Source organism: Streptomyces sp. YIM 98790, from assembly GCF_011421595.1.
Lineage (GTDB): Bacteria > Actinomycetota > Actinomycetes > Streptomycetales > Streptomycetaceae > Streptomyces.
On the sequence record NZ_WTLH01000399.1, the window covers coordinates 1 to 782 of the forward strand.

Below are 782 nucleotides of genomic sequence, written 5' to 3' on the forward strand. Positions count from 1 at the left end.
CCCGGCCGGCCTCGGCGGCGGCGGTCAGCTCGGCCAGCCGGCCGGGCGGGCAGCCGGTGCGCCAGGAGGCCAGCCGGGCGGCCAGGGTGCGGTCCCCGGAGAGCCGGGCGGACAGGGCCCGGATCTCCTCCTCCCGGGCGGCGGCCCGCTCGCGCAGTGCGCCGCGCTCCTGGTCGGCGGCGTCCTCGTCGTGCATGGCGGGGTTGGGGGGAACCAGGAAGACCTGCCCGCCGGCACCGTCCGCGGCGCCCGGCGGCGGCGTGGGGGCGAGCAGCGCGGCGGCGGTGCCCACGGCGACCGCGGAGCGCGGCAGCAGTGCGGCCTCGGTCAGCACCCGCCGGGCCCGGGCGTGGCTGCCGGGGTCGGTGATGATCACACCGTCCACCAGTTCGGGGCGGGCGGCGAGCACCGCGGCGTGGTCCACCGGGTTGACCGCCTGGGCCAGATAGCGCCAGCCGGGCAGGGCCGGGATGCCGTGCTCGCCGAGGAGTTCCACGGTGGCCAGCACGTCCCTGCCGGGCGGCAGCAGGCCGCCGTCGCCCAGCGCGGCAAGGATGCGGCCGTCCTCGGCGGCGGCGGTGCGCAGGTCGAAGAGCTGCCGCTCGGCCGCGGCGACCGTCTCGTCGAGCAGCTCGCGCAGCCGCTCGGCCGAGGCGTCGAGCTGTTCCGGGCCGAGCGGATCGTCCGGGGCGAGGCCGAGCAGGCCGGTGAGCCGGGGGTCGGCCGCCAGGGCCAGGGCGGCGCGGCGCTCGGCGGCCAGCGACTCCTCGGCGGCGCGGGCG

General features: G+C 80.4%; 1 pseudogene. It reads right to left on the reverse strand.

Going from position 1 to position 782, the window contains the following annotated elements:
- Positions 1–782 (reverse strand): annotated as a pseudogene (locus tag GQS09_RS28355) (hypothetical protein); the annotation flags it as partial.